Origin of the sequence: Citrobacter sp. wls717 (assembly GCF_005280955.1) — a bacterium.
Lineage (GTDB): Bacteria > Pseudomonadota > Gammaproteobacteria > Enterobacterales > Enterobacteriaceae > Citrobacter > Citrobacter werkmanii.
In genome coordinates this window covers 435,540-455,925 of the sequence record NZ_SZWW01000001.1, presented here as the reverse complement: position 1 = coordinate 455,925, position 20,386 = coordinate 435,540, and the positions used below count along the sequence as shown (strand labels likewise).

Below are 20,386 nucleotides of genomic sequence, written 5' to 3'. Positions count from 1 at the left end.
GCACCGCCGTAGGTTTTAGCCAGTACGGTGGTGATTGCAGCGGTCAGGGTAGTTTTACCGTGGTCAACGTGGCCGATGGTGCCGACGTTAACGTGCGGTTTTGTACGTTCAAATTTTTCTTTAGACACGGCTATATTCCTTACTATAGTGCTCTCCCCTATGGAGAGAGCACGGGACTTAGGTTTTAATCCTGTGGCTTATTTACCACGGGCTTCAATAACGGCCTGAGCAACGTTGTTCGGCGCATCGTCGTACTTCAGGAACTCCATGGAGTAAGAAGCACGGCCTTTGGTCAGAGAACGCAGCTGGGTTGCATATCCGAACATTTCAGACAGCGGAACTTCAGCATGGATAACAACGCCAGTGACGTTGGATTCCTGACCACGAAGCATACCACGACGGCGGCTCAAGTCACCGATAACGTCACCGGTGTTCTCTTCCGGAGTCTCTACTTCAACCTTCATGATAGGCTCAAGCAGAACTGGTTTCGCTTTCTTAAAGCCATCTTTGAAGGCGATAGAAGCGGCCAGTTTAAACGCCAGCTCAGAGGAGTCAACGTCATGGTAAGAACCGAAGTGCAGACGCACGCCCAGATCAACAACCGGGTAACCAGCCAGCGGGCCAGATTTCAGCTGTTCCTGGATGCCTTTATCAACGGCCGGGATGTATTCGCCAGGAATTACACCACCTTTGATGTCGTTGATGAACTCGTAGCCTTTCGGGTTTGAACCCGGCTCCAGCGGGTACATGTCGATAACAACATGACCGTACTGACCGCGACCACCAGACTGCTTAGCGTGTTTACCTTCGATATCGGTAACTTTCGCGCGAATCGCTTCGCGGTAAGCAACCTGAGGTTTACCGACGTTCGCTTCAACGTTGAATTCACGCTTCATACGGTCAACGATGATGTCGAGGTGCAACTCACCCATACCAGCGATAATAGTCTGGTTAGATTCTTCGTCAGTCCATACGCGGAAAGACGGGTCTTCTTTAGCCAGACGGCCCAGAGCCAGACCCATTTTTTCCTGGTCAGCTTTGGTTTTCGGTTCTACCGCGATGGAGATTACCGGCTCAGGGAATTCCATACGTTCCAGAATGATCGGGTGATCCGGGTCACACAGAGTGTCACCAGTGGTCACGTCTTTCAGACCGATTGCAGCAGCGATATCGCCCGCGCGAACTTCTTTGATCTCTTCACGTTTGTTGGCGTGCATCTGAACGATACGGCCAAAACGCTCACGTGCAGTTTTCACGGAGTTCAGGATGGTGTCACCGGAGTTAACCACACCAGAGTACACACGGAAGAAGGTCAGGTTACCCACGAACGGGTCGGTAGCGATTTTGAATGCCAGAGCAGCAAACGGCTCATCATCGCTAGCGTGACGCTCAGCCGGAGTATCTTTACCGTCGTCCAGAATACCGTTGATCGCAGGTACGTCGACTGGGGATGGCAGGTAATCAATTACCGCATCCAGCATCGCCTGAACACCTTTGTTCTTAAACGCAGAACCACAGGTTACCAGGATGATTTCGTTGTTCAGAACGCGCTGACGCAGAGCTTTTTTGATCTCTTCTTCAGTCAGTTCTTCACCACCCAGGTATTTCTCCATCAGCTCTTCTGAAGCTTCCGCTGCGGACTCGATCAGGTTCTGGTGCCATTCGTCAGCCAGTTCCTGCATGTCAGCCGGGATATCTTCATAAGTGAAGGTTACGCCTGCATCTTCTTCGTTCCAGTTGATGGCTTTCATTTTCACCAGGTCAACAACACCGGTGAACGCTTCTTCAGCGCCAATCGCCAGCTGCAGCGGAACAGGGTTCGCGCCCAGACGGGTTTTGATCTGACCAACAACTTTCAGGAAGTTCGCACCCATACGGTCCATTTTGTTAACGAACGCAATGCGCGGAACTTTATATTTGTTTGCCTGACGCCATACGGTTTCAGACTGAGGCTGAACACCACCAACTGCGCAGTAAACCATTACTGCACCATCAAGCACACGCATGGAACGTTCTACTTCGATAGTGAAGTCAACGTGCCCCGGGGTGTCGATGATGTTTACGCGATGCGGTTCATACTGCTTAGCCATACCAGACCAGAATGCAGTAGTCGCTGCGGAGGTGATAGTAATACCACGCTCCTGCTCCTGCTCCATCCAGTCCATGGTGGCTGCGCCGTCATGAACTTCACCGATTTTATGGTTTACACCGGTGTAGAACAGAATACGTTCGGTAGTAGTGGTTTTACCGGCGTCGATGTGCGCACTGATACCGATGTTACGGTAGCGCGCGATGGGTGTTGTACGAGCCATTTGATTCCTCGTTTATCTTTTAGGCGTTCAATTTAAGTAGCCCAAAGCGGGCTGCTTACTGGAAGCGCCCGCCTGGTGACTAAAACTCCGAAGGGATTACCAACGGTAGTGTGCGAACGCCTTGTTGGCTTCTGCCATACGGTGAACGTCTTCACGTTTCTTAACTGCAGTACCTTTGTTTTCTGCAGCATCAGAAAGTTCGTTCGCCAGGCGCAGAGCCATGGATTTATCACCGCGTTTACGAGCAGCTTCAACGATCCAACGCATTGCCAGGGCATTACGACGGACCGGACGGACTTCAACTGGTACCTGATAAGTAGAACCACCAACGCGGCGAGACTTAACTTCGACAGTCGGGCGCACGTTTTCGAGAGCTACTTCGAAAGCTTCCAGTTCGTTTTTACCAGAACGCTGAGCCAGGGTCTCCAGCGCGCTGTATACGATAGTTTCGGCAGTAGATTTTTTACCATCTACCATCAGGATATTTACAAATTTAGCCAGCAGTTCTGATCCGAACTTCGGATCCGGCAGAATTTTACGCTGACCAATGACGCGACGACGTGGCATGGAAATACTCCGTTGTTAATTCAGGATTGTCCAAAACTCTACGAGTTTAGTTTGACATTAATATAAAACGTTTGGCCTTACTTAACGGAGAACCATTAAGCCTTAGGACGTTTCACGCCATACTTGGAGCGTGATTGCTTACGGTCTTTAACGCCGGAGCAGTCAAGCGCACCACGAACGGTGTGGTAACGAACACCCGGGAGGTCTTTTACACGACCGCCACGGATCAGGATCACGGAGTGCTCCTGCAGGTTGTGACCTTCACCACCGATGTAGGAAGTCACTTCAAAACCGTTAGTCAGACGAACACGGCAAACTTTACGCAGTGCGGAGTTCGGTTTTTTAGGGGTGGTAGTATATACACGAGTACATACGCCACGTTTCTGCGGGCATGCTTCCAGCGCAGGCACGTTGCTTTTTGCAACTTTGCGTGCACGTGGTTTGCGTACCAGCTGGTTAACTGTTGCCATTAAATAGCTCCTGGTTTTAGCTTTTGCTTCGTAAACACGTAATAAAACGACCTCATACAATATGAGGACGCAGAATTTTAGGTCGGTGTCGAAAAGGTGTCAAGAAATATACAACGATCCCGCAATTACCAGGACATCTGGTTGGGATGCTTCACCGTAAGTCTGACGAAGTCAGTATAGCTAACCCTGACGACACTGTCTGAAATTTGACCATCTAACCCGCGAGCTTTAATGTCTTCTTCCAGTACAGAGACCTTAATGGAGGCATTTTGCAGACTTTCAAGGAAACGGCTTCCTTCTATTGCGGCAGTCACGCCATCCTGGAGCAGTAAAAGCTCATCGTCTTTTTCAATCAAGCGAAGAAGAGAGGAGAAATCAGTAAGCCACGCGGAGCGGTGTAGTGTGTGCAGCATGAGAGTCTCAAAATCTTAAAATGACGTCATAATTGCCTAGCTCACGGCGCAAATCTTCAGGTTCCAACGGCGTGGCATCAACCACAAAATTAACACCCTGCTGAAGACCCCGCTCACGTAATGAGGCGGCACAAAGCCAACATTGATCGATATCGTACAACTCCAACAGCTTGAACGTTGCGATATAGTTGCGAGCCAGAACGACATCCGGTTGTTGACCCTGGAGGATCTGAAACACGCCATCGCCGATAAAAAACACGCCGAGACCTTCCGTTAGCGCAGATGTCGCCAGTAAGGCATCTAACCCTTCACGGCCGGATGCGCTGCCGTGCGGCACGGTAGAAAAGACAAAAGCAACCCGTTTCATTAAAACTGCACCACGCGATCGCAGGTCAGGGACGCCTCAGCCAGCGAACCCAGCCCGCTGAGATTGAAACCTGATTGTAGATTAGCACCTGCCAGCCCAAGCCGCTTTGCTTCAACTTCATCAACAACGCCGCGGCGCAACGCCGCTGCAACGCAGATATTTAGCGTCACGCCATGTTGTTGGTTCAGCTGCTGCCAGGCTCGTACCAGATCATACTCATCGCTGGCGGGCGAAGTCAGGAAGTTGGCGTTATACACCCCTTCACGATAGAAAAATACGCTGCTTAACTCATGCCCTTCCTTGAGTAGCGCGTGGGCAAATTGCAACGCGCTACTCGCCTGCTGTGTACCATAAGCAGGTCCTGTCACCATGATGGTAAAGCGCATTACTTGTCTTGCCCCTGGAAATCGCCGCTTTTGAACTGGCGAATATAGAGGTAGACCGTGTGCTTGGAGATATTCAGCCGATCGGCGACCTGGTTAATCGCATCTTTAATATCGAAGATACCTTTCTCATACAGATTCAGGACAATCTGGCGGTTTTTCGCATTGTTGGATACATTGCGATCGGCATTCACTTCTTCGATCGTGAATTCCAGCGTCTGGGTGACCAGATCTTCGACTGAAGAAGCAAAGTTCACGGCAGAGCCCACTTCCGGGGTTTCCGGTGGGATAAAGGTATTCATTATCTGCGAGAATGGCACATCGAGGTTCATGTTGATGCACAGCAGACCAATCACGCGATGCTCTCGGTTACGAATGGCAATCGTCACCGACTTCATCAAGACACCGCTTTTCGCACGTGTGAAGTAACACTTCGACACGCTGCTATCCGCACCCGTCATATCATGCAGCATACGCAAAGCAAGGTCGGTTATCGGTGAGCCAATTTTACGGCCCGTGTGTTCACCGTTCGCAATGCGGATAGCTGAGCATTTCAAATCCTGCAAAGAGTGCAATACGATTTCACAATGGGAACCAATGAGCATCGCCAACCCGTCCACTACCGCTTCATAGGATTTAAGGATATCGAAGTCAGTTTGATCGAAAGGACGTTGATCCAGTAAATCTAGCTCACTGGTTTCGTTGGTTAAAAGCGACCTGGACATGAAAAAAAGCACTCCTTTTCAGGAGCCTGTCGTTATGTTGTCAGGGCAGGCTCATCACTATTATAGGGGCATCTAAAGTAATACAGCGCACAAGGCGCTTTCCAGTATTAAAAAACCCGCCGCCCTGTGGGCGGCGGTTACTGTTCGCTTACTTTTTGCTGCTATCTGCAGCTTTATCGGCCGGTGCAGCATCTGGCTGCGCCTCGGCTTTCGGTGCCGGTTTGACGTCTAACAGTTCAACATCAAAGACCAGCGTAGAGTTGGCCGGAATACCCGGAACCCCGGTTTTGCCGTAAGCCAGATCCGGTGGGATAACCAACTGAATTTTACCGCCTTTCTTGATGTTTTTCAGACCTTCGGTCCAGCCAGGGATAACACCATCAAGACGGAAAGAGAGCGGCTCGCCACGGGTGTAGGAGTTGTCAAACTCTTTACCATCAATCAGCGTACCTTTGTAGTTTACAACCACGGTATCGCTGTCTTTCGGCGCAGCGCCGGTACCTTCTTTCTCTACTTTGTAGATCAAGCCGGTGGAAGAGGTTTTAACGCCTTTCTCTTTAGCAAATTTCTCGCGGTAAACTTTACCTTTGGCTTCATTGTCAGCCGCGTCTTTTTCCATTTTCGCCTGAGCGGAGCTCTTCACGCGCGCTTCAAACGCCTGCAGAGTTTGTTCGATTTCCTGGTCAGAGAGCTTGCTCTTGTCAGCAAACGCATCCTGAACGCCAGCGATCAGCTGATCTTTATCCAGTTTGATGCCCAGCTTTTCCTGCTCTTTCAGGGAGTTTTCCATATAACGACCCAGTGACGCGCCCAGCGCGTAAGCGGATTTTTGGTCGTCATTCTTGAATGCTGCTTTGCTGTCAGCAGTAGCGGCTGGTTTCGCAGCATCAGCAGCGAAGGTGATCGGGGCATGCAGAGCAACAGCCATTGTGGTCGCCAGCAGCGTTACTTTAAACAGTGATTTCATCCATATCTCCAGGGCCGGGGCATCTCACCCCAGGGTTATCTAACATAAAAATGTACTATAAAGCGTTGCAGAACAAATCAACATACAGGCACGCCCTATTATCACCACTTTTCAGACTCTTTTTGTTTAAATTAGTTTCGTTGCCGAAGATTGAGTGCTGTGCAAACAGGCAAAGTTAAGTAGAATTCGCCGCAGTCCGCGATCTGCCGGAGAAAAAAGAAAGAGGTGAATCATGCAGGATACAACATTGGAAACTCGCCTGGCCGAGCTGGAAAGCCGCCTGGCATTTCAGGAAATCACCATTGAAGAGCTCAACGTGACGGTAACTGCGCATGAACTGGAAATGGCTAAACTACGCGATCATCTGCGTCTGCTGACTGAGAAGCTGAAAGCCACGCAGCCGTCCCACATCGCGTCGCAGTCCGAAGAGACCCCACCGCCGCATTATTAAGACGTAAAAAAAGCGGGGATATCCCGCTTTTTTGTGCCCGATGGCGCGAACGCTTAGCAGGCCTACTCACATATACCCAAAGGATTTCAAATCACAGCAAGGCGGCAAGCTTGAGGAAGTCCCGGGAGCATAGATAACTATGTGACCGGGATTTGAAAGCGCAGCCAACACCGCTGTGGGTTGAAAGACGAAGGGTATTAGTGGCAACCGCAGCCGCCGTTACCTTTACCGCCACCGCCGCAGCAGCCTTCGCCACCGTGCTCGTGACCATGGTCGTGGCCGTGACCACCGCAGCAACCATCGTGACCGTGGTCATGATCGTGGTCGTGACCGTGCGCGCCGTGAACGTGACCATGAGCCAGTTCTTCTTCGGTCGCTTCACGAATCGCTACAACTTCTACGTTGAATTTCAGGTTCTGGCCAGCCAGCATGTGGTTACCGTCAACCACAACGTGGTCGTCTTCCACTTCGGTAATTTCTACCGGTACTGGACCCTGGTCAGTTTCAGCCAGGAAACGCATGCCAACCTGCAGTTCGTCAACGCCCATGAAGACGTCTTTAGGAACGCGCTGCACCAGGTTTTCGTCGTACTGACCGTAAGCGTCGTTTGCGCCAACAGCAACGTCGAATTTGTCGCCAACTTCATGACCGTCCAGCGCTGTTTCCAGGCCAGAAATCAGGGAACCGTGACCATGCAGGTAGTCCAGCGGTGCACTCACCGGAGACTCATCAACCAATACACCGTCTTCTGTACGTACCTGATAGGCCAGGCTGACCACCAGGTCCTTTGCTACTTTCATGATATCTCCTGAGCATGGAAAGAATAGTGGCGCAGATTGTAGCGGAATTCTGCACCCGTGTACCCTCTAGCTTAAAAAAAGCTGCGCCATATCGCTAGTCCGGATGAAAAATCCCGATCACTTGCTCTTCTTTGCGAACATGTTCGCGCGCCTCTTTATCGGCTTCCCGCATCTGATGCCCGCACTTAACACACTCAACAATATCGATATTATTTTCGCGCCACATCGCCAGCGTATCCTGCGCCTGGCAGGACGGACATTTTGCGCCTGCAATAAAACGTTTACGAATTGCCATGATTACCTCTACTCAAATTCATCCCAGCCATCCAGCTGACGCCGCTCTTGCTGCATCTCACGTTGGAAAATTTCCTCCAGTTCACGCCGGGCTTCCCTGGCTCGCGAGATTTGTACCGTGTCTGTATGCATGGGAATCAGTTCCCGCAACATGCGCATATCGAGCCGCCGAAAATGCAGCTGAGCGCGCTGAGCCTGGTGCGGATGCATCCCCAACGTGACCAGCGTTTTACGCCCCAACTCCAGCGCACTGGAGAACGTTTCGCGGGAAAACTGCGTCACTCCGGCCTGTAATAACTCATGCGCCTCTACACGTCCGCGCGCTCGCGCAAGAATATGCAAATGCGGAAAGTATTGTTGGCAAAGCTCCACCAGTCTCATGGTGTCTTCGGGTTCATTACAGGTAATGACGATGGATTGCGCCGCCTCTGCCCCCGCAGAACGCAACAGATCCACTTGGGTGGCATCTCCGTAATAGACCTTATAACCATATTTGCGCATCAGATTCACAGCGCTGATATCTCGCTCCAGGACGGTAATACGCATTTTATTGGCCATCAGTAAGCGACCAATAACCTGACCAAAGCGTCCAAACCCCACGACAATGACCTGCGGTTTATCATCCTCCACCCAGGGTTTTTCATCTTCTTCATCCGGGCCGTTAAACTGGCGGGAGAGCCATTTATCAATCAGCTTCATCACCAGCGGCGTGGTCATCATCGACAACGTGACGGTCACCAGTAGTAGCGCCATTTGATCGCCCTGAAACAATCGTTGCGAGGATGCCGTTGAAAACAGCACGAAAGCAAATTCACCGCCCTGGCTTAACACGCCGGCAAACTGCATTCGTTCAGAGCTTCTCATGCCGTTCAGTCGTGCCAGCACATACAGCACCAGCATCTTCACAAGCACCAGCACGATTACGCTCGCCGCTACCCACAGAATATGGGTATAGAGCACGCCGAGATTGAGCGACATGCCGACGGAGATAAAAAACAGTCCGAGCAACAGGCCTTTAAAGGGATCGATTGCCGTTTCCAACTCATGGCGGTATTCGCTTTCCGCCAGCAGCACGCCCGCGATAAACGTTCCCAGCGCCATCGACAATCCCAGCGCATCCATAAATAGCGCGGAACCCAGTACCAGCAGCAGCGTAGCGGCGGTGAACACTTCCCGCACGCCAGAACCCGCAATGAAGCGGAAAACAGGGCGCAGCAAATAGCGTCCGCCAATCAACATGCCGGCGAAAGCCAACACCTTCATGCCCACTTTGATCCAGTCAAAATGTTCATCAGCAGACCCCGCCAGCAGTGGAACCAGCGCCAGTGCGGGGATCACTGCCAAATCCTGGAACAGCAGCACCGAAAAACCCAGTTGCCCGGATTCGCTGCGGTTCATGCCTTTTTCGCGCATCAACTGTAGCGCCATGGCGGTCGATGACATCGCCAGACCAATGCCGCCGACCACTGCCGCTTGCCAGGAGAATGCGGTAAGCATCAGCAAACCAGCCAGTACCACTGCGCTCAACATCACCTGCGCGGCACCGACGCCAAAAATTGAACGCCGCAATTGCCATAACTTGGCCGGGTTAAGTTCCAGCCCAATGATGAACATCAAAAAGACGACGCCCAGTTCGGAAAAGTGCAGGATTTCATCTACATCGCTAATGAATCCTAATCCCCACGGACCGATAGCGATCCCCGCCAGCAAGTATCCTAATACCGGGCCAATACCCAGCCGCGATGCCAGCGGCACCGCAGCGACCGCCGCGAAGAGGAACAACACTCCCGCGGTCAATAAATCAGAACCTTCCATCAGCGGCCTCCCACAGGAATCGGATTCGCCAGCCAGTCACCGTACGCTTTAGCATGGCTGTCCAGCTCCTGCTTCGTTTGCCGCCTTGCCCAGTAAACGATGATTGGGCTCATCCAGTGCATGCGGCACATACCGGCCGTTAGCTCAAAAGGGCGCAGTACATCGCTCATCGGATAACGGTTCAGCGCGTCATAACGGTACGCGCTTTCCGGTTCACCGGTGGTGATGACGCTTCGCCAGTACTTTCCCGCCAGTTGATTCCCTCCGGGACCGCTGGCAAATCCGCGGCTCAGTACACGGTCAAGCCACTCCTTTAACAGCGCCGGGCAGCTATAGGTGTAGAGAGGATGCTGAAAAACAATCACATCATGCTCACGCAACAGCGCCTGCTCATGCGGAATGTCGATGAAAAAATCAGGATAGTGCGCGTAAAGATCGTGCACGGTCACATTACTGAGCTGCATGGCCGGTTTAAGCAGAACCCGGTTCGCGACCGAGTCCTGAGATTCCGGATGGGCATACAGCAGCAACACTTTCGCTGGCTGGAACATCATCCCCCTCCCGGTTTTGTCTTTTGTCTATTTTCGACGTTTTGGGCTACCATGGCGCCTCAGTGCGGCAAACAGCCCACACATTACATTATCATAATGATAAATTAACATAGTCTGAACATACGGCGCCTTATGATTGTTTTCTCATCGTTACAAATTCGTCGCGGCGTGCGCGTCTTGCTGGACAATGCCACGGCCACCATTAATCCAGGGCAGAAAGTTGGCCTGGTGGGCAAAAATGGCTGCGGTAAATCTACTCTGCTGGCATTGCTGAAAAATGAACTCAGCGCTGACGCCGGAGGATTTACCTATCCGGGAAACTGGCAGCTCGCCTGGGTGAATCAGGAAACGCCAGCGTTGCCACAGCCCGCGCTGGAGTACGTGATTGACGGCGACCGCGAGTATCGTCAACTGGAAGCGCAGTTGAACGATGCCAACGAACGTAACGATGGACACGCCATTGCCACCGTCCATGGCAAGCTGGATGCCATTGACGCCTGGACCGTACGCTCACGCACGGCAAGCCTGCTGCATGGCCTCGGCTTCTCCAATGAACAGCTTGAACGTCCGGTCAGCGATTTTTCCGGCGGCTGGCGTATGCGTCTTAACCTGGCGCAGGCGCTGATTTGCCGTTCAGACCTGCTGCTGCTTGATGAACCGACCAACCACCTCGATCTTGACGCGGTGATCTGGCTGGAAAGATGGCTGAAAAGCTATCAGGGCACGCTGATTCTGATTTCCCATGACCGCGACTTCCTCGACCCGGTGGTGGACAAAATTATTCATATCGAACAGCAAACCATGTTCGAGTACACCGGCAACTACAGCGCGTTTGAAATCCAGCGTGCGACCCGCCTCGCGCAGCAACAGGCGATGTACGAAAGTCAGCAGGAGCGTGTGGCGCACCTGCAAAGCTATATCGATCGTTTCCGCGCTAAAGCAACCAAAGCAAAGCAAGCGCAGAGCCGTATCAAAATGCTGGAACGTATGGAGCTCATTGCCCCGGCGCACGTGGACAACCCGTTCCACTTCAGCTTCCGTCAACCGGAAAGCCTGCCAAACCCGCTATTGAAGATGGAGAAGGTCAGCGCCGGCTATGGCGATCGCGTCATTCTCGATTCGATCAAACTGAATCTGGTGCCGGGTTCACGCATTGGCCTGCTCGGTCGTAACGGTGCGGGTAAATCAACCCTGATTAAGCTGCTGGCGGGTGAACTGGCCCCCATCAGCGGTGAAATTGGTCTCGCCAAAGGCATTAAACTGGGTTACTTCGCGCAGCATCAACTGGAGTTTTTACGTGCCGATGAATCGCCCATCCAGCACCTGGCGCGCATGGCGCCGCAGGAACTGGAGCAGAAACTGCGCGACTACCTCGGCGGATTCGGCTTTCAGGGCGATAAAGTCAGCGAACAGACCGCCCGCTTCTCCGGTGGTGAAAAGGCGCGTCTGGTGCTGGCATTGATCGTCTGGCAGCGCCCGAACCTGCTGCTGCTTGATGAACCGACTAACCACCTGGATTTGGATATGCGTCAGGCGCTGACCGAAGCGCTGATCGATTTCGAAGGCGCGCTGGTCGTGGTCTCGCACGACCGTCATCTGATTCGCTCCACTACCGACGACCTCTATCTGGTGCACGACAAGAAAGTCGAGCCGTTTGACGGCGATCTGGAAGATTATCAACAGTGGCTGAGCGATGTGCAGAAACAGGAGAACCAGAGCGACGAACCGGCGAAGGAGAGCGTGAACAGCGCCCAGGCGCGTAAGGATCAGAAGCGTCGCGAAGCTGAACTCCGCACCCTGACGCAGCCGCTGCGCAAAGAGATCACCCGTCTGGAAAAAGAGATGGAGAAACTACAGGCGCAGTTGGCGCAGGCGGAAGAGAAACTCGGTGATAGCGAACTCTACGATCAAAGTCGCAAAGCCGAACTCACTGCCTGTTTGCAGCAGCAAGCGAATGCAAAATCCGGGCTGGAAGAGTGTGAAATGGCCTGGCTGGATGCGCAGGAACAACTCGAACAGATGCTGGCCGACTAACGATGGGAAGACGATGATGAATCAGCTGACGACCAACGATATTACCTTCCGCAAGCTGAGCATCTTCATGACCTTTATGGAGAAGGGTAACATCGCCCGCACCGCCGAGGCGCTGAACATCAGCGGCGTTAGCGTTCACCGGGCGTTACACACGCTGGAAGAGAACGTTCGTTGCCCGCTGTTCGTTCACAAAGGGCGTAATCTTATCGCCCAGCCCGCAGCGTGGACGTTGCTGGAGTACTGCCAGGAAGTCACCCAATTGATGGAACGCGGGCTGGAAGAGGCGCGCAAAACGGCAGGCGTGGGTCAGGGCCGCCTGCGCGTGGGTACGCTCTACTCACTGACGCTGGAGACGGTACCGCACCTGATTATGGGCATGAAGCTGCGCCGACCTGACCTGGAGCTGGATCTCACCATGGGCTCCAACGAAGCGCTGCTGAAGATGCTGGAAGACGGCGTGCTGGACGCCATCCTCATCTCCATTTCCGAAAGCGAAATCGACCGCAACAGCCTCGAAGTGCTGCCCCTGTTCCACGACGATATCTACCTCGCCGCACCGATGTCAGCTACGCTGGACGCCACCATGAAGGCGGACCTGCGCCACTATCGCAATGAGAAATTTGTCTCGCTGGCGGAAGGATTTGCCACCTACGCCGGTTTTCAGGAAGCATTCCATATCGCCGGGTTTGAGCCTGAAATCGTTACCCGCGTCAACGACATCTTCTCCATGCTCAGTCTGGTACAGGCAGGGGTGGGTTTCTGTTTAATGCCGGGGCGAATGAAGAAAATGTATGAGAATACCGTGAAGCTGCAAAAACTGGCTGAGCCCTATCAGATGCAGCAGCTTATCGCGATTGTCTTTGCCCGCAACCGCGAGCGCGACCCAAGCCTGTTAGCGCTGGCCGCCGAAGGGCGCATGTACGCCAGGACGCTGAACCAGAACGTCTGAATCGCCAGATGGCGACGCTTCGCGTCTTATCCGGCCTACATCAGGTGCGCGCCGTAGGCCCGATAAGCGCAGCGCCATCGGGCAATCACATCACGCACGAAGGCGTTTCGCCAGATGCACGGCAACATCGACGCCGCTGCGCTCCAGAGAAATAGACTCCCCTTCCCACGCCGCCTGACGCGTTAAGCAGGTCAGTACGCCACCGGGCGGCATTTCAATCGCCAGCCGCGCTTCACGTTCGTTAGCGGAAATCACCGCCTCCTGCCAACGCACCGTGCGCGCCATATTCATCGCCAGGTCATCAGCAATGCGTTCCGGCTGCCACAGCACGCGTCCGGTACTGCCGCTCAGGTAGGCATAGCGCGGACGGGAAAGCGTCACGCGGCTGAACGCTTCAACCAGCTTTTGCGCGGGCTCGGCCAGCAGTTCACAGTGCGACGGCACGCTCACCGCCAGACGAGAAGCCTTACTGGCCCCTTTGGCCATCGCGCGTTTTGCCACTTCCGCCATCGCTTCATCGGTACCCGCAATCACAATCTGCGTTTCGGCATTCAGGTTGGCAATATAGGTTTCGCTGTCTGCCACCAGGCTTTCCACCTGATTTAACGTTAGCCCCATAATCGCCGTCAGGCCGTAACCATGTGGGTATGCTTGCTCCATTAAGTCACCGCGCAGCGCCACCAGCGTCAGCGCATCGGCAAAATCGAGCGCACCGGCAACCACCGCCGCCGGGTACGCGCCAATGGAGAGTCCACTGAGGATATCGGGCGCGACACCACGACGTTCCAGCTCACGCGCCCAGGCAACGCCGGCAATCAGCAGAGACAGTTGAACGGCTCGGGTATGTTTCAACGCTTCAGGGCTATCCAGCGTATCCACCTCTGCGCCCAGCACTTCACGCGCCTGAGCGAGCTCCGCCCCCGGAAGGTTTTGCAGCATACCTTCGTGCTGTGTCCCCTGCCCCGGGAAGGTAAACAGAATTTTCATGACTCCTCCCTGCCCCACGGTTCGCGCACCAGTTGCGGCCCCTTTGAGGTTTTTAACAGCGCTTTTCCATCACGCAGCCATTCATTGAGGGCAAAGCCGCCGCGCGGAGTATCCACTTGAGTATCTGCCCGGCACAGTTCGCCCGTCAGCTGCTGCTGCCACTTCTCCAGCGCTTGTCGGGAGAGCGGCTGAGGCGCGCGGATCAGCAGATCCAGATCGCTTGCCGCATGGATCACCGGGATCCCGGTCGCCAGCGCATAGCCGGTACTCCCGGTAATGCCCCACGTCCACGGCCACGACTGCTGGGCCAATAATAAAGCCACCTGAAGCGGCGGCTGAGAGATAAAGGGCGAACGCAGCAGCGTCTGCGGGTCCACCAGCGATTCCGGCGAGCAGACGCGAACGACCGCCTCCGCTTTCACCCAACCGGCGGCGCGCTGGTCGCGCTTCATCCCGCGGACGCCCACGGGAATACGCCCCTGCGCATCAACATCACGCCGCACGACCACCGGCAGACCGCTATGCCAGACGGTATCCACCCAGGATTCCGTGACATCCTCGAGCGCGTCGCGTGCGTTCAGCCAGATAAGATCGTGTGGACGTAATGTTGTGCTCATGATTTAGATTCCTGAAGTCAGCGAGATAAACAGCGGCAGCGACAGGATACACAGTACAGAGCTCAACAGCAGCACGGCTTCTGCATCTGGAGACTGCACGCCAAAGCGGTTACCGAACACCACGCCGAAGAAGCCCGCGGACAGTGCAATCATCAGGATGGCAGTGATAGCCACGGAACCATGCAGGCCGAAAATCAGCACGATACCCCAGGCAATGGCCGGTTGAATCAGCAACTTAGCGATGGTGGAAGTAATCACCACGGTATTGATCTGCAGTTTACGCGCAGAGAGGATCACACCGGTCAGGAACAGCGCCGCCGCAGTAGCAGACAGACCCAGCGGTTTGATCGCCGCCAGCACCAGCTCCGGCATTTTAATACCAATGGCGGAAAGGATAACCCCCAACAGCGGGCCCATTACGATTGGCTTTTTAATCGAACGCCACATCAGTACCGGCAGCATAGAGAGCGTAGAACCGGTGTTACCGCCTTCAGCACGTGCTTTTTCACGTTCGAGGATCAGCAGGCAGAACGGTGTCATCAGTACGGAACCGCAGGCAATGGAAACGGCAACGGAAAGCGAGGTGGAAGAGGTTTCACCCAGCACGCTACCCAGAATCGGCAGACCCAGCGCGGCATAGTTTGGCAGCGCAACGGTCAGGGTCAGCACGGCGGCATCCTGTGGAGATTTCTTGAAAACTTTGGTCGCCATAAAGTAGATAGCGGCATAGGTAATCCACATCGCCAGCGTCAACACCACAATCAGCGGTGACTGAGCCACGATACCGGCCCACGGCGTTTGTACCGTGGCGCTAAACAGCGCTGCGGGTAACGCAAAGTCCATCACGAAAATATTGAGCAGGGAGACATTCTTGTTGTCGACCATTTTGGCCTTCCCGGCCCAGAATCCCAGCAACATGATGACGAAAATCGGAGCAAGAGCATGAACAATTACGTAAGTCATATTTCACCTGTAATCTTAAAAGAAGTAGCACTGACGCGATGATTGTTATTTTTCGGATGCAGCGACCCACGCGGGTGCAGTCACTGCACCCGCGGAGCCGTACATCCGGCAGGTCTCTTTTTTTACTTACCAGCTTGCTCGCATGCGTTCGCGTACGAGGGCAGAGCTGCGGCGATTGTCGGCACCCAGACGGCTTTTAAGCGTAGGGTCCTGACGCGCGTCGTTGATGGCCTGTTGCAGGGTGTTTTTCACCAGCGCCAGGTCTTGTGCGGATGGGGCATCCGGGTTGCTGATATCCAGCAGATTTTCCAGCAGGCCCAGGGTGGCGTAGTTGCTGATGTCATAGGCCATCGGCGGAATAGTTGCCGCCAGTTTTTCCAGCGCCTCAACGGTACGCAGGGTAATGCGCGCCGCGGACTCTTTGCCCATCGCGTGAATCAGTACGCCTTTATCGTTGAAGGCGATCAGACGGTTTGCCTGGTAGCCGTGCGCCAGAAATGCCCCGGACATCGCTTTACCGACGATAAGACCAATCACCGGGTGGCCTGCCAGACGCGCATTGGCATACGCCGCAGCTGCGCCAGCCAGCGCCTGATGAATGCCAAAGCCTTCTTCACGACGACCATAGGCCTGGCTGGCGACGTCAATCACCGCCACAATCGGGCGCTTGACGGCTTTATCGGCATCGGCGGCGATGGTTTCACTGACAACTTTCGCAAGCCACCAGCCTTCCAGCAGACCGACTTCACCTTTAGTGGCGCGCGGATAGTGGTTATGGGCATCCGGAACGACGGCGATAAAGCGCACGTTTTCACCGTTCAGCTCGCCATCAGCGGCCTGTACGGACGGGCACAGCCCTGCAATACGTTTGGCGCCTGGCGCCAGCGTTTCCAGCCATAATTCGCCACGGCTAATTACGTTACTCATCATTTCACCTCCCGGGCGAAGAGCGCTCTAATTTGTTCTGAATCGGCCTGTTTGCGGGTATCAAAATGGCTCAGGCGGTCGAGATACCAGTCGTAATTATCGGTGCGATGTTTTGCCGGAACGCCTTTCGCCAGCGCCTCGTTCATGGCGGCTTTCACCGCGTTCACACCGTCGTTGACCAGTGCTTCTACCAGCCCGCTTTCGTAGCGAACTTCACCACCGGTCATGCTCCAGATGAACGGACGGTCGCGGGAGTCATACTCTTCAATCCCGGCTTCCTGTTCGATTACCTGCGGGCCGTTCAGGCCGAGACGCGCTTCGCGGGTCACAATTAGATAGCTACACAGCGCCGCCGCGATGGACATCCCACCAAAGCAGCCCACGGTACCAGCGACAATGCCGACCACCGGGGTATAACGACGCAGGTCAACTATCGCCGCGTGAATATCGGCAATCGCCGCCAGACCGAGGTTCGCTTCTTGTAAACGAACCCCGCCGGTTTCCAGGCTCAGTACCGCCTGAGTAGGAATGCCGTTACGGTTATCTTCCGCCGCCAGCTCCAGCGCCGCTGCCATTTTGGCACCGGACACTTCGCCCATGCTGCCGCCCTGGAACGCGCCTTCAATCGCTACAACAACGGCCGGTTTACCATTGATGGTGCCTTTTGCCACGACCATGCCGTCATCGGCCTGTGGAACAATGCCCTGTGCGCCGAGCCACGGCGACATCACGCCTTCAAACGGGTCGAGCAGTTCACGGTAGCTGCCTTCATCCAGCAGCGCATGCGCACGCTGGCGTGCTTTTAATTCGATAAAACTGCGGTCATCACGCATAGCTCACCTCTTCAAAAACCTGTTCGATACGGATGCGCGCCACGCCCGGCGTCGCGCCGAAGTCATGGATGGTCAGTTTGCCCGCAGGCAGGCTGCTGACCGTCTGCAGACGGTTGAACAGCGCTTCCCAGCGGCGGGTGCTGTTATCGACAGAAGTGGTGATATCAATGGTTAACGTCTGGCCCTGGTCGGCGGTGAATAACACCTCCATATCCCCGGAGCCCACAACGCCTGCCAGCGCTTTGCCGCTTAAGGTGCGGCTGGCCGGTACGGTTAACGTAATGTGTTCCATAACATCCTCTTAATGCTTTAAATACGGCGATTCGACGTAATTTCGACGCGATCGAGAAATAGCGTGGCGGCGAGCAGGTCAGCCGCGCCGCCCGGCGAGGCGTTTAGCGCCAGCATCTGGCTATCCAGTTCCGCTAATGCCGCCTGACCCGCCGGGTGCGCGCTGCCGCCTGCATTCAATACGGCGCGCGCGCCGTCCTGCATGGCATCAAGCCCTTCCAGCCCGGCACGAGAAAGTACGCAGGTATCGGTCAGCGAGGTCATGATGGCCATCAGCGCATCCAGCCTCGCGTGCGTCTCGCTACTACCACGCAGGCGGCTTAAACGCAGCTGCGGCAGCGCGCGCTGCATCACGTGCGGAAACGCCTGCTGCGCTTCTTCACGAGCGCCCGGGACACGATAACGATGCGTCGCGCGAAGCCCTTTGCTGAACACCTTCGGCGCTGCGTCATCCGGCAGCTTCGCCAGTTCCGCTGCGGTAGCGGCTATCTGCTGCGCGCCACCGGCACCACCGTGCATCGCAACGGCGCTCACCAACAACCCCAGCGCCCAAATCGCGCCGCGGTGGGTATTCACGCCGTGGGTCGCGGCCATCATCTGCTGCTCGCCCTCACGGCCGAGTCGCCCTATGGTTTGTCTGAGCGCAATATCCGCTGGACGCTGCCAGCTTTGCTGCGCCAGCGCCTGAAACGTGGGGGTCAGGCTATGTGCGGAGCGCTCCATTAGCGAAAGCGTAAGATCGTGGTGCGCGCCGTTCCCCCGACTGTCCACCAGACCGGGTTTCGGGCTTAATCGTGCTTCGTCAATCAGACACTGCGTGGCGGTTCGCGCCAGCCACTCGGCACCTCCTTCAACCTGAATCTGGGGCAGAAGTTTCATTACCAGCTCCGGAATTTCGCAGGTGGGTTGTAAAGACCGCCGGACCATTCCACCAGGTCAGCGACGCTACCGGCTGCCAGCAGCGAACGGGTGGCATCGGTACGACGAATGCCCATATCTTCCGGATAGACCACCTTGCCGCTCTGACGCAGTTCGGCAACGCGTTTAGCGTCAACGCCCAGGCCGATATCGGTGATACCCGCGACCGCAGCTACCATCGCACGGCGCTCTTCAAGATCTTTGGCGCGGTAGAGGTAGGCGATACCTTCTTCTGTCAGCACGTGGGTTACGTCATCGCCGTAGATCATTACCGGTGCCAGCGGCATGCCGGAGGCTTTCGCCACGTCAACCGCGTCCAGTTTTTCGACGAAGGTTGGCTTCACGCCCGCCTGGAAAGTTTCGACCATCTGCACCACCAGTTTTTTACCGCGCTGCATTGGGTCTGGTTCGGTGATCATATTCAGCCAGGCTGGCGTTGCATGACGACGACCGTGCGGGTCGTGACCCATGTTTGGCGCGCCGCCGAAGCCAGAAAGACGGCCGCGGGTCACGGTGGAGGAGTTGGCGTAGCCATCAACCTGCAGGGTGGAGCCGATAAACATATCTACCGCGTACTGGCCAGCCAACTGGCAGAAGGCGCGGTTAGAACGCATCGAGCCGTCGGAACCGGTAAAGAAGATGTCTGGGCGGGCGCGGATATACTCTTCCATCCCCAACTCGCCGCCGAAGCAGTGCACGCTTTCTACCCAGCCGCTCTCAATTGCCGGAATCAGCGTTGGATGCGGGTTCAGGGTCCAGTGCTTACAGATTTTGCCTTTCAGACCGAGCTGTTCACCGTAGGTTGGCAGCAACAGTTCAATCGCCGCGGTGTTGAAGCCGATACCGTGGTTCAGCGACTGTACCTGATGTTCCGCGTAGATGCCTTTAATCGCCATCATCGCCATCAGGATGTGTTCCTGTTTGATCAGGCGCGGGTCGCGGGTAAACAGCGGTTCGATAAAGAACGGTTTGTCAGCCACCACGACGTAGTCAATCCAGGAACCCGGAATATCCACGCGCGGCAGGTCGCATTCGTCGTCCACCAGCTCGTTCACCTGTGCGATGACGATACCGTCGTGGAATGCAGCAGCTTCCACCAGCGCCGGGGTATCTTCGGTACTCGGCCCGGTGTAGAGGTTACCTTTACGGTCAGCTTTATAACCGGCAATCAGCGCCACGTTCGGGGCCAGGTCAACATAAAGACGGGAATAGAGTTCGATGTAGGTGTGGATGGCGCCGATTTCCAGTTGGCCATCTTCCAGTAGCTGCGAAATACGCAGGCTTTGGGTACCGGAGAAGGAGAAGTCCAGCTTGCGGGCGATCCCTTTTTCAAAGATATCCAGATGCTCGCTGCGCCCGACGCTTGGCATAATCATATGCAGGTCGTGCACAATCTGCGGATTGACTTCAGCCAGCATGCGGGACAGGAAATCTGCCTGCTTCTGGTTATTCCCTTCTAATACCACGCGGTCACCCGGCGCGATCAGTTTTTCCAGCATCGCGGTCAGGTCTGCGGTCGGCAGCACCTTACCCTGCACCGGAACGGAAGCCAGACGGCGCTGTTTTTCCGTGCGGCGGGTGTTCCAGACTCGTGCTGGCGTTTGCCCAGATAACATTATTAACCTCCTGATTCAGCTAATCATTTTGATTGCTTAACACTGGAAAGAGTGTGCACCCTGGTGAGAAAGTCATCAATTAAGCGTAGGAAAGAATCATTAGCTTGAGAGTAATAATTGAAGTAACCATTTGTGA

General features: G+C 54.9%; 24 protein-coding genes. 3 read left to right on the top strand and 21 right to left on the bottom strand.

What is annotated here, in order from left to right; translation table 11 throughout:
- From FDX09_RS02140 to fkpA, 9 genes are all read right to left on the bottom strand, one after another.
- On the bottom strand, nucleotides 1-128 hold a 128-nt coding region (locus FDX09_RS02140), incomplete at its 3' end, for a GTP-binding protein (RefSeq protein WP_000031651.1).
- Nucleotides 129-197: 69 nt separating this feature from the next.
- Nucleotides 198-2,312, bottom strand: a complete 2,115-nt coding sequence (fusA, locus tag FDX09_RS02135) for an elongation factor G (RefSeq protein WP_038634754.1) — start codon at nucleotides 2,310-2,312, stop codon at nucleotides 198-200.
- A gap of 96 nt (nucleotides 2,313-2,408) precedes the next feature.
- Nucleotides 2,409-2,879, bottom strand: coding sequence for a 30S ribosomal protein S7 (rpsG, locus tag FDX09_RS02130; RefSeq protein WP_003023657.1), 471 nt, complete (start codon nucleotides 2,877-2,879; stop codon nucleotides 2,409-2,411).
- A gap of 95 nt (nucleotides 2,880-2,974) precedes the next feature.
- Nucleotides 2,975-3,349, bottom strand: a complete 375-nt coding sequence (gene rpsL / locus FDX09_RS02125) for a 30S ribosomal protein S12 (RefSeq protein ID WP_003023654.1) — start codon at nucleotides 3,347-3,349, stop codon at nucleotides 2,975-2,977.
- Between the two features lie 125 nt (nucleotides 3,350-3,474).
- The gene (tusB, locus tag FDX09_RS02120; protein WP_038634759.1) at nucleotides 3,475-3,762 is read right to left on the bottom strand and encodes a sulfurtransferase complex subunit TusB; all 288 of its coding nucleotides are present in this window, start codon (nucleotides 3,760-3,762) and stop codon (nucleotides 3,475-3,477) included.
- 7 nt (nucleotides 3,763-3,769) lie between these two features.
- The gene (gene tusC / locus FDX09_RS02115; RefSeq protein ID WP_038634761.1) at nucleotides 3,770-4,129 is read right to left on the bottom strand and encodes a sulfurtransferase complex subunit TusC; all 360 of its coding nucleotides are present in this window, start codon (nucleotides 4,127-4,129) and stop codon (nucleotides 3,770-3,772) included.
- Nucleotides 4,129-4,515, bottom strand: a complete 387-nt coding sequence (gene tusD, locus FDX09_RS02110) for a sulfurtransferase complex subunit TusD (RefSeq protein WP_038634764.1) — start codon at nucleotides 4,513-4,515, stop codon at nucleotides 4,129-4,131. Before tusD ends, tusC begins: the two co-directional genes overlap by 1 nt.
- The gene (locus FDX09_RS02105; RefSeq protein WP_003023643.1) at nucleotides 4,515-5,237 is read right to left on the bottom strand and encodes a transcriptional regulator; all 723 of its coding nucleotides are present in this window, start codon (nucleotides 5,235-5,237) and stop codon (nucleotides 4,515-4,517) included. Before FDX09_RS02105 ends, tusD begins: the two co-directional genes overlap by 1 nt.
- Nucleotides 5,238-5,385: 148 nt before the next feature.
- Nucleotides 5,386-6,204: an FKBP-type peptidyl-prolyl cis-trans isomerase gene (gene fkpA / locus FDX09_RS02100; protein ID WP_137346723.1), complete on the bottom strand. Its 819-nt coding sequence runs from the start codon at nucleotides 6,202-6,204 to the stop codon at nucleotides 5,386-5,388.
- 232 nt (nucleotides 6,205-6,436) lie between these two features.
- Between fkpA and FDX09_RS02095 the strand changes: the two genes are divergently transcribed.
- On the top strand, nucleotides 6,437-6,655 hold the full coding sequence (locus FDX09_RS02095; RefSeq protein ID WP_038634770.1) for a protein SlyX: 219 nt from the start codon (nucleotides 6,437-6,439) through the stop codon (nucleotides 6,653-6,655).
- Nucleotides 6,656-6,852: 197 nt separating this feature from the next.
- On the opposite strand, the gene slyD is transcribed toward FDX09_RS02095, so the two are convergent.
- The 4 genes from slyD to kefG form a co-directional block, all read right to left on the bottom strand.
- Complete coding sequence (slyD, locus tag FDX09_RS02090; protein WP_006687368.1) at nucleotides 6,853-7,455, bottom strand: peptidylprolyl isomerase; 603 nt, start codon at nucleotides 7,453-7,455, stop codon at nucleotides 6,853-6,855.
- Between the two features lie 94 nt (nucleotides 7,456-7,549).
- On the bottom strand, nucleotides 7,550-7,750 hold the full coding sequence (locus tag FDX09_RS02085; RefSeq protein WP_016154768.1) for a YheV family putative zinc ribbon protein: 201 nt from the start codon (nucleotides 7,748-7,750) through the stop codon (nucleotides 7,550-7,552).
- 8 nt (nucleotides 7,751-7,758) lie between these two features.
- Nucleotides 7,759-9,564, bottom strand: a complete 1,806-nt coding sequence (gene kefB, locus FDX09_RS02080; RefSeq protein WP_137346722.1) for a glutathione-regulated potassium-efflux system protein KefB — start codon at nucleotides 9,562-9,564, stop codon at nucleotides 7,759-7,761.
- Complete coding sequence (kefG, locus tag FDX09_RS02075; protein WP_003023629.1) at nucleotides 9,564-10,115, bottom strand: glutathione-regulated potassium-efflux system ancillary protein KefG; 552 nt, start codon at nucleotides 10,113-10,115, stop codon at nucleotides 9,564-9,566. Before kefG ends, kefB begins: the two co-directional genes overlap by 1 nt.
- A gap of 132 nt (nucleotides 10,116-10,247) precedes the next feature.
- On the opposite strand from kefG, the gene FDX09_RS02070 reads away from it, so the two are divergent.
- Together FDX09_RS02070 and FDX09_RS02065 are read left to right on the top strand one after the other, a co-directional pair.
- Entirely contained in the window at nucleotides 10,248-12,149 is a 1,902-nt protein-coding gene (locus tag FDX09_RS02070; RefSeq protein ID WP_137346721.1) for an ABC transporter ATP-binding protein, read from the top strand.
- 16 nt (nucleotides 12,150-12,165) lie between these two features.
- Nucleotides 12,166-13,098, top strand: coding sequence for a LysR family transcriptional regulator (locus FDX09_RS02065; RefSeq protein WP_110498776.1), 933 nt, complete (start codon nucleotides 12,166-12,168; stop codon nucleotides 13,096-13,098).
- A 90-nt stretch (nucleotides 13,099-13,188) separates the two neighbouring features.
- Here the strand turns inward: FDX09_RS02065 and mdcH are convergent, their stop codons facing one another.
- The 8 genes from mdcH to mdcA form a co-directional block, all read right to left on the bottom strand.
- Nucleotides 13,189-14,085: a malonate decarboxylase subunit epsilon gene (mdcH, locus tag FDX09_RS02060; protein ID WP_121529633.1), complete on the bottom strand. Its 897-nt coding sequence runs from the start codon at nucleotides 14,083-14,085 to the stop codon at nucleotides 13,189-13,191.
- The gene (locus FDX09_RS02055; protein ID WP_137346720.1) at nucleotides 14,082-14,702 is read right to left on the bottom strand and encodes a malonate decarboxylase holo-ACP synthase; all 621 of its coding nucleotides are present in this window, start codon (nucleotides 14,700-14,702) and stop codon (nucleotides 14,082-14,084) included. Before FDX09_RS02055 ends, mdcH begins: the two co-directional genes overlap by 4 nt.
- Nucleotides 14,703-14,705: 3 nt before the next feature.
- Nucleotides 14,706-15,665 (bottom strand): AEC family transporter, encoded by a 960-nt coding sequence (locus FDX09_RS02050; RefSeq protein WP_065356474.1) that lies wholly within the window; start codon nucleotides 15,663-15,665, stop codon nucleotides 14,706-14,708.
- A 126-nt stretch (nucleotides 15,666-15,791) separates the two neighbouring features.
- Nucleotides 15,792-16,592: a biotin-independent malonate decarboxylase subunit gamma gene (gene mdcE, locus FDX09_RS02045; RefSeq protein ID WP_069323819.1), complete on the bottom strand. Its 801-nt coding sequence runs from the start codon at nucleotides 16,590-16,592 to the stop codon at nucleotides 15,792-15,794.
- Nucleotides 16,592-17,425 carry a biotin-independent malonate decarboxylase subunit beta gene (locus FDX09_RS02040; protein WP_038634789.1) on the bottom strand — a complete coding sequence of 278 codons (834 nt, stop codon included), beginning with the start codon at nucleotides 17,423-17,425 and terminating at the stop codon, nucleotides 16,592-16,594. Before FDX09_RS02040 ends, mdcE begins: the two co-directional genes overlap by 1 nt.
- A complete protein-coding gene (gene mdcC, locus FDX09_RS02035) occupies nucleotides 17,418-17,717 on the bottom strand; it encodes a malonate decarboxylase acyl carrier protein (RefSeq protein ID WP_032945188.1) in 300 nt (99 codons plus the stop codon). The genes FDX09_RS02040 and mdcC overlap by 8 nt, the downstream gene beginning before the upstream one ends.
- A 17-nt stretch (nucleotides 17,718-17,734) precedes the next feature.
- Nucleotides 17,735-18,595 (bottom strand): triphosphoribosyl-dephospho-CoA synthase, encoded by an 861-nt coding sequence (locus FDX09_RS02030; RefSeq protein WP_069323816.1) that lies wholly within the window; start codon nucleotides 18,593-18,595, stop codon nucleotides 17,735-17,737.
- Complete coding sequence (gene mdcA / locus FDX09_RS02025) at nucleotides 18,595-20,250, bottom strand: malonate decarboxylase subunit alpha (protein ID WP_038634792.1); 1,656 nt, start codon at nucleotides 20,248-20,250, stop codon at nucleotides 18,595-18,597. Before mdcA ends, FDX09_RS02030 begins: the two co-directional genes overlap by 1 nt.
- Between the last annotated feature and the right edge of the window lie 136 nt (nucleotides 20,251-20,386).

What these genes read in the sequence shown, in the direction of transcription:
- rpsL (WP_003023654.1), bottom strand. Translation starts at nt 3,349, where the DNA reads ATGGCAACAGTTAACCAGCTGGTACGCAAACCACGTGCACGCAAAGTT.
- FDX09_RS02040 (WP_038634789.1), bottom strand. Translation starts at nt 17,425, where the DNA reads ATGCGTGATGACCGCAGTTTTATCGAATTAAAAGCACGCCAGCGTGCG.
- FDX09_RS02105 (WP_003023643.1), bottom strand. Translation starts at nt 5,237, where the DNA reads ATGTCCAGGTCGCTTTTAACCAACGAAACCAGTGAGCTAGATTTACTG.
- FDX09_RS02065 (WP_110498776.1), top strand. Translation starts at nt 12,166, where the DNA reads ATGAATCAGCTGACGACCAACGATATTACCTTCCGCAAGCTGAGCATC.
- slyD (WP_006687368.1), bottom strand. Translation starts at nt 7,455, where the DNA reads ATGAAAGTAGCAAAGGACCTGGTGGTCAGCCTGGCCTATCAGGTACGT.
- FDX09_RS02050 (WP_065356474.1), bottom strand. Translation starts at nt 15,665, where the DNA reads ATGACTTACGTAATTGTTCATGCTCTTGCTCCGATTTTCGTCATCATG.
- FDX09_RS02095 (WP_038634770.1), top strand. Translation starts at nt 6,437, where the DNA reads ATGCAGGATACAACATTGGAAACTCGCCTGGCCGAGCTGGAAAGCCGC.
- fusA (WP_038634754.1), bottom strand. Translation starts at nt 2,312, where the DNA reads ATGGCTCGTACAACACCCATCGCGCGCTACCGTAACATCGGTATCAGT.
- mdcA (WP_038634792.1), bottom strand. Translation starts at nt 20,250, where the DNA reads ATGTTATCTGGGCAAACGCCAGCACGAGTCTGGAACACCCGCCGCACG.
- mdcE (WP_069323819.1), bottom strand. Translation starts at nt 16,592, where the DNA reads ATGAGTAACGTAATTAGCCGTGGCGAATTATGGCTGGAAACGCTGGCG.
- tusB (WP_038634759.1), bottom strand. Translation starts at nt 3,762, where the DNA reads ATGCTGCACACACTACACCGCTCCGCGTGGCTTACTGATTTCTCCTCT.
- rpsG (WP_003023657.1), bottom strand. Translation starts at nt 2,879, where the DNA reads ATGCCACGTCGTCGCGTCATTGGTCAGCGTAAAATTCTGCCGGATCCG.
- FDX09_RS02030 (WP_069323816.1), bottom strand. Translation starts at nt 18,595, where the DNA reads ATGAAACTTCTGCCCCAGATTCAGGTTGAAGGAGGTGCCGAGTGGCTG.
- tusD (WP_038634764.1), bottom strand. Translation starts at nt 4,515, where the DNA reads ATGCGCTTTACCATCATGGTGACAGGACCTGCTTATGGTACACAGCAG.
- mdcC (WP_032945188.1), bottom strand. Translation starts at nt 17,717, where the DNA reads ATGGAACACATTACGTTAACCGTACCGGCCAGCCGCACCTTAAGCGGC.
- kefB (WP_137346722.1), bottom strand. Translation starts at nt 9,564, where the DNA reads ATGGAAGGTTCTGATTTATTGACCGCGGGAGTGTTGTTCCTCTTCGCG.
- FDX09_RS02055 (WP_137346720.1), bottom strand. Translation starts at nt 14,702, where the DNA reads ATGAGCACAACATTACGTCCACACGATCTTATCTGGCTGAACGCACGC.
- FDX09_RS02085 (WP_016154768.1), bottom strand. Translation starts at nt 7,750, where the DNA reads ATGGCAATTCGTAAACGTTTTATTGCAGGCGCAAAATGTCCGTCCTGC.
- fkpA (WP_137346723.1), bottom strand. Translation starts at nt 6,204, where the DNA reads ATGAAATCACTGTTTAAAGTAACGCTGCTGGCGACCACAATGGCTGTT.
- tusC (WP_038634761.1), bottom strand. Translation starts at nt 4,129, where the DNA reads ATGAAACGGGTTGCTTTTGTCTTTTCTACCGTGCCGCACGGCAGCGCA.
- mdcH (WP_121529633.1), bottom strand. Translation starts at nt 14,085, where the DNA reads ATGAAAATTCTGTTTACCTTCCCGGGGCAGGGGACACAGCACGAAGGT.
- FDX09_RS02070 (WP_137346721.1), top strand. Translation starts at nt 10,248, where the DNA reads ATGATTGTTTTCTCATCGTTACAAATTCGTCGCGGCGTGCGCGTCTTG.
- kefG (WP_003023629.1), bottom strand. Translation starts at nt 10,115, where the DNA reads ATGTTCCAGCCAGCGAAAGTGTTGCTGCTGTATGCCCATCCGGAATCT.